At 71.1% G+C, this 6277-nt stretch carries 5 protein-coding genes and 1 pseudogene; 4 read left to right on the top strand and 2 right to left on the bottom strand.

The window, feature by feature from the left end:
• Positions 1–594: pseudogene (locus KF737_RS15830) on the bottom strand (hypothetical protein); the annotation flags it as partial.
• Positions 595–1233: 639 nt separating this feature from the next.
• Entirely contained in the window at positions 1234–1458 is a 225-nt protein-coding gene (locus KF737_RS22495; protein ID WP_367273243.1) for an AbrB/MazE/SpoVT family DNA-binding domain-containing protein, read from the bottom strand.
• A gap of 246 nt (positions 1459–1704) precedes the next feature.
• Between KF737_RS22495 and flgK the strand changes: the two genes are divergently transcribed.
• Genes flgK through KF737_RS15810 form a run of 4 tightly spaced genes read left to right on the top strand, consistent with a single transcriptional unit; the run spans position 1705 to position 6190 of the window.
• Entirely contained in the window at positions 1705–3801 is a 2097-nt protein-coding gene (gene flgK / locus KF737_RS15825; RefSeq protein ID WP_296456862.1) for a flagellar hook-associated protein FlgK, read from the top strand.
• Positions 3802–3813: 12 nt separating this feature from the next.
• Positions 3814–4743, top strand: coding sequence for a flagellin (locus tag KF737_RS15820; protein WP_296456835.1), 930 nt, complete (start codon positions 3814–3816; stop codon positions 4741–4743).
• A 55-nt stretch (positions 4744–4798) separates the two neighbouring features.
• Complete coding sequence (gene mnmA, locus KF737_RS15815) at positions 4799–5980, top strand: tRNA 2-thiouridine(34) synthase MnmA (protein WP_296456832.1); 1182 nt, start codon at positions 4799–4801, stop codon at positions 5978–5980.
• A 12-nt stretch (positions 5981–5992) separates the two neighbouring features.
• A complete protein-coding gene (locus tag KF737_RS15810; RefSeq protein WP_296456830.1) occupies positions 5993–6190 on the top strand; it encodes a hypothetical protein in 198 nt (65 codons plus the stop codon).
• Positions 6191–6277: the final 87 nt, after the last annotated feature.

Genomic DNA, 6277 nt, shown 5'->3' with positions numbered 1-6277 from the left:
GGGCTGCGCGAGGGCGGCCGGCGCCGTCGCGCGGGCCCAGGCGGGCGGCGCGGACTCGGGGGCCTTGGCTACCGCGGCCGGCAAGCTCGGGGTCGGGTGGGGCAGGGCGTCCGCGGCGTCTTCGCCGGCGTCGGCGGCGTCCGGTGCGAGTTCGGTCCTGCCGGGCAGGGCGAAGCGCCCGGGCGCGCCCTTGCCGGCCTGGACGAGGCCCGGGCGGCCGTCGCCCGGGGGCGCCTTGGCGGTCAGCAGGGCTTCGACGGTCGGCTGCGGCGTGGCCAGCAGGCAGGCCGCGAGGCCTTGGGTGTCGGTGGCGACGTCGGCGTCGGCCGTGGCGGCCTCGGGGTCGGCGTCCTGGCCGGCGGCCTCGTCGCCCTTGGCCCCGGCGGCCAGCTTGCCGTCGGCGGCCGGCGCGAAGAGGGGGGCGGTCGCCGCCTGGGCGTCCGGCGGCGTGTTCGGGAACAGGGCCGCCAGCAGCGCGTCGAAGCCCGCGCGCGGATCGCCCGCGCCGCCGGCGGCCTGGCCGGGCTTCGCGCCGGCGGCCTGGGCGGCGCCGGGCGTGGCGGTGCTGACGGTGTTGAGGCTCGGCGCGGTCATGGCCTGGCGGATCGGCTTCGTGTCTGGAGGGCGGGCGCGTCCTGCGCCGGGCTCATTCGGCCAGGGGCTGAGCAACCGGCGGGCCAGTTCTTTAGTTCGTTGATCTATAAGGAGAATGATGGCCACCTGTGTCGGTGGCGCATGCGGCCATGGCGGAATTTGCCGAGCCGCCGAGGCCTCGGTAGGTCGTTCCCTGCCGGTCAGGCGCATCCACGCTCAAGCCGCCGAAGGCCGTCTCGTCCCGCCGGAAAGCCCTCCTCCTCGACGCAGGGCAATCGCATATGGATGTGGGTGGCCGAAAGGCCCTCGGTCAAACCGCAGAGATCGCGGAGACACGCAGAGGATTTCTGTGGATCCGCGACTTCTCTGCGTATCTCCGCGATCTCTGCGGTTCATGAATCGGGCGGACAAGCCGCCCACAATCCATATGCGAAAGCCCTCCTCCTCGACGGAGGAGGGTTGGGTGGTGGTGTGACCTCCGAGTCCGACGACGTTGGCGCACGAAGGCTCAGCGTCCTTGAGCGCCTCCGCCACCGACGTCCTGCGCACACCACCATCCCCGACCCTTCCTCCGTCGAGGAGGAAGGGAGGCTAGACTCGGCCGAGCGCGGATTTTCCGGGATCGGCGCTACGGTACGTTCAGCTCGGAGCCTCGTCGTCGCCGCGCATGAGAGCGATGATCTCATCGGTCGTCATGGATACGTCTCCGCGCCCGCGTAGGTGCGCGATCAAGCGAGACCCGCGCCGCGCGGGAACGATCCGTACCGCGTCGCCGTCGAGTTCGAAATCGACCGCGGTGTCCGTCGATAGACCGGCTCGCTCGCGGATCGCGGCTGGGATCGTGACGCGGCCCCTGGATGTGATGCGTGTACGAATGCTTCTTCTCCTGCAGCGAGAGCGTGCGCGCTCCGAGTCTCCGCGGCAACCTTGCTCCGTCGTGCCGGCGCTCTGGCCCGGCTCTTGCGCCCTGATTCAGCGACCGAACTGGGCCTAGGAGGGCCCATGCTGAATCTATTGAAGAATTTCCGGCCTGACGCCTGCGCGTTCACCAGTCTCCCGGCAGAATCCGCCGGGTCGCGCGTCAGCCTTTGCCGGGCGGAGCCTTAATCCATGTCGCTAACCGCCACTCTTCGCACGGCCGCGTCGGGCCTCAACGCCGCCCAGGCGGCGCTGCGCGTCACGTCCGACAACATCGCCAACGTCAACACGCCCGGATACGTCCGCAAGGCGCTCAACCAGCAGCCGCTGGTGGTCAACGGCGTCGGCCAGGGCGTGGCGGTCAACGGCGTCCAGCGGATCACCGACCAGTACCTGCAGGGCGCCTCGCTGAGCGCCGCGTCCGACAAGGAGCGCTGGAACGCGGTCGCCGAGTACCTGGACAACGCCCAGAGCCTGTTCGGCGACCCGTCGGCCGACGGCTTCTTCTTCAACCGCCTGGACAAGATCTTCGGCGCGTTCGCCACCGCCGCGGACGATCCGTCGTCCACGCTCCTGCGCAGCCAGGCGCTGGGCAACGCGGAGGACTTCCTCTCGGAAGCCGGCCGCATCAACGACCAGATCGTCGCGCTGGGCGACACGGTCGAGACGCGGATCCACGCCAACGTGAATCGCGCCAACGACCTGCTGGAGCAGATCTCCAAGCTCAACACCGACATCAAGCGCGCCTCGCTGGTCGGCGCCGACTCCTCGGGCTCGGAGAACATCCAGAGCCAGCTGCTCGACGAGCTGGCCGGGCTGATGAACGTGCGCGTGGCCCCGCGCAACGGCGGCGGCGTCGACGTGCGCTCGGTCGAGGGCGTGCTGCTGGCCGGCGACGAGGCCGCCAAGCTGACCTACAACTCCACCGACTCCACGCCCGCCTACATCACCGCCAAGGTTGCGGGCAGCGCGAGCCAGCAGCCGATCCAGATCACCAGCGGCGAGATGCGCGGCCTGATGGAGCTGCGCGACGTCGAGCTGCCGAAGATCTACGACCAGCTCGGCGAGTTCGTGAGCCGCGCCGTCGACCAGCTCAACGCGGCCCACAACGCCTCGGCCGCCTATCCGCCGCCGGCCACCCTGGCCGGCCGCGACACCGGGCTCGACCTGCCCACCGCCGTCAGCGGCTTCACCGGCGCGTCGACGATCGCCATCGTCGACGCGCAGGGCGTCCTGCAGCGCACCGTCTCGATCGACTTCACCAACTCGACCATCTCGGTGGACGGCGGCGCGGGCGCGGGCTTCACGCCGGCGACCTTCCTGGCGGGCCTGAACACCGCGCTGAGCGGCGTGGGCGCCGCCACGTTCAGCGGCGGGCAACTGACGCTCAACGCCACCGGCGGAAACGGCCTGGCCCTCGACGAAGGCACGTCGCAGAAGGCCGGCCGCGGCTTCTCGCACTTCTTCGGCCTGAACGACCTGATCAAGCAGACCGGCTTCACCAACTACGCCACGGGGTTGCAGGCGACCGACGCGCACGGCTTCACGCCGGGCGGCGTGATCAACCTGCGGCTCTCGACGGCGGACGGGCGCCCGATCCGCGACGTGTCGGTGACCGTGCCGGCGGCCGGCTCCATGGCCGACCTGGTCAACGCCCTGAACAACAACGCCAACGGCGTCGGCCTCTACGGCGCGTTCAGCCTCGACGCGAACGGCGTGCTCAGCTTCACCGGCGACTCGCCGCTGGACGCGCAGGTCTCGGTGATCAACGACAACACCGCCCGCGGCGTGGGCGGCCCGTCGATCAGCCAGCTCTTCGGGATCGGCGCCCTGGAGCGCCAGGCCCGCGCCGGCCGCTTCCAGGTGAACCCGGCGCTGGACGCCAACCCGACCAGGGTGGCGCTGGGCAAGCTGGACCTGACGGCGGCCGTGGGCCAGGTCGCGGTGCGGCCCGGCGACGGCCAGGGCGCGCGGGCGCTGGCCAACGCCGGCGAGGTCGCCACCCTGTTCCAGAAGGCCGGCTCGCTGGGCCAGGTCACCATGACCGTGTCGCGCTACGCCTCGGAGTTCGGCGGCGCGGTGGGCCGCGGGGCCGCCGCCGCGGAGACCCGCAAGTCCAGCGCCGAGGCCGTCGCCAACGAGGCCAACAACCGCCGCCAGTCGGTCGAGGGCGTGAACCTCGACGAGGAGCTGGTGAACCTCACCACCTATCAGCAGGCGTTCAACGCCTCCGCCCGCATGATCCAGGCGACGAACGAGCTGTTCGACGTCCTGTTGAACATGATCTGAGGAGCCTGAGACATGGTCACCCGCGTCACCACGCCCGGGAACTACTCGGCCGTCCTGACCAACCTGCTGGCCGCCCAGCAGCGCCAGTTGGAGGCCGGCAACAAGGTCGCCACCCAGCGCAACGGCCAGGACCTCAAGGACTACGCCAAGTCCTCGGAGCTGATCACCGCCATGCGCGGCGTGCAGTCCCGCCTCGACGTCTACCGGGAGCAGAACAAGCTGCTCACCGACAAGCTCCAGACGCAGGACACCGGGATCATCCGGGTCGCCGACGCGGCCCAGAGCGTCCGTCAGGTCTTCGCCGAGGCGCTGGCCTCGGGGCGGGTGGACACCCTGGTCGCCGACGTGCAGTCCGAGCTGCGTGACGCCGTCGAGGCGATGAACGCGCGCTATGGCGGCAAGTACCTGTTCGCGGGCGGCCAGGTGGACACCCAGCCGGTCACGGTGACCGGGCTCGCCGACCTGACGGCCGGCCCCGCGATCTCGACCTTCTTCAGGAACGACCAGTTCCAGGTCACCGCCAAGCTGGACGAGGCCACCACCATCAACACCGGCGTGCGGGCCGACGAGCTGGGCGTCGCCATGATGAACGCGTTCAAGGCGTTCCAGCAGTTCCAGGAGAGCGCGGACGGCCCCTTCACCGGCGCCCTGACAGACGCCCAGCGCACCTTCCTGGAAGGCCAGCTCGCGACCTGGGACCAGGTGCGCGGCGACGTCACCCTGATCGCCGCGCGCAACGGCAACAACCAGAAGCGCCTCGAGACCACGGCGGCGGACCTGGAGTCGCGGCAGAACGCCCTGGCCGCGATGCTGGGCAACATCACCGACGCCGACATGGCCGAGGCGGCGGCGCAACTGCAGCAGGCGCAGCTCTCGGTGCAGTCGGCGGCCTACGTCTTCCAGGCGCTGCAGCAGTCGTCGCTGCTGAACATCCTCAAATAGTCCCTTCGCGAGCCACCCTCCCCATGAAGGGGAGGGAGGACTATATGGTTCGCCCATGAACGCGCCCCTGCTCACCGCGGACCGCCTGAGCGACGGCCTCGTCGAGGCCGCGCGCGCGGCCGTGCGCCTGCCCGCGGGCGCGCGGATCGTGGCGGCGATGTCGGGCGGCGTGGACTCCACCGTGACCGCGGCGCTGCTGGCGCGGGCCGGCTACGACGTGGTGGGCGTCACGCTGCAGCTCTACGACCACGGCGCGGCGATCCAGAAGAAGAGCGCCTGCTGCGCGGGCCAGGACATCCACGACGCGCGCACGGCCGCCGAGGCCATCGGCATCCCGCACTACGTGTTGGACTACGAGAGCCGCTTCCGGCAGCAGGTGATCGAGGACTTCGCCGACAGCTACCTGCGCGGCGAGACGCCGATCCCCTGCATCCGCTGCAATCAGACGGTGAAGTTCCGCGACCTGCTGGATGTCGCCCGCGAGCTGGGCGCCGAGGCCATGGCGACGGGCCACTACGTGCGCCGCGAGACGGGGCCCGCTGGGCCGGAGCTGCACCGCGCGGTCGATCCGGCGCGGGACCAGTCGTACTTCCTGTTCGCCACGACGGCGGAGCAGCTCGCCTACCTGCGCTTCCCGCTGGGCGCGCTGCCGAAGCCGGCGGTGCGCGCGGCGGCGGCCGAGCTGGGGCTGGCGGTGGCCGACAAGCCCGACAGCCAGGACATCTGCTTCGTGCCCGAGGGCCGCTACACCACGGTGATCGACCGGCTGCGCCCGCACGGCGCCGAGCCGGGCGACATCGTCCACATGGACGGCCGCGTGCTGGGCCGCCACGAGGGCGTGACCCGCTACACCATCGGCCAGCGCCGCGGGCTGAACGTGGCGGTGGGCGACCCGCTGTTCGTGGTGCGCATCGATGCCGACAGGCGCCACGTGGTGGTGGGCCCGCGCGAGGCGCTGCTGACGCGCGCCCTGTCGCTGAAGGAGACCAACTGGATCGGCGACGGGGCCTCCATCGAAGACGCCGTGACGCGTCAGCGGCCGGTGCTGGCGCGCGTGCGCTCGACGCGCGAGCCGGTCCCGGGCCGCCTGGGTCTGGTCGACGGCCAGCCGGGCGTCGTGTTCGGCACGCCCGAGGAAGGCGTCGCGCCGGGACAGGCCTGCGTGCTCTACGCGCCGGAGGACGACACGCGCGTGCTCGGCGGCGGCTTCATCGCGGGGACGGTCCGGAACCAGTAGCGGGGGAGCCGCATGGACGCGCGCCAACTCGTGGACATCGCCTGCGACGAGGATCCGCGCGCGCCGTGCCTGTGGGTGCCGTCCGATATCTGGCCCGAGTTCTGCTTGGCGATCCGGCAGCGGCCGAACGTGGTGGGCGCGGTCATCTACCGGAACAAGACGATCCGGGACGGCGGGCCGTACTGCGACGTGACGACGAGGCGGCCGTAGGCCCGCGTCTCCCTCCCCTTCATGGGGAGGGACAGATCGCTGAAGGCGATCCGGGTGGGGAAGTCACGATCCTCCCCAACATCTCAG

Origin of the sequence: Phenylobacterium sp. (assembly GCF_019636135.1) — a bacterium.
Classification (GTDB): Bacteria; Pseudomonadota; Alphaproteobacteria; order Caulobacterales; family Caulobacteraceae; genus Phenylobacterium.
Note: the sequence above shows the minus strand (reverse complement) of the source record. Positions and strands in the feature narration are given on the sequence as shown.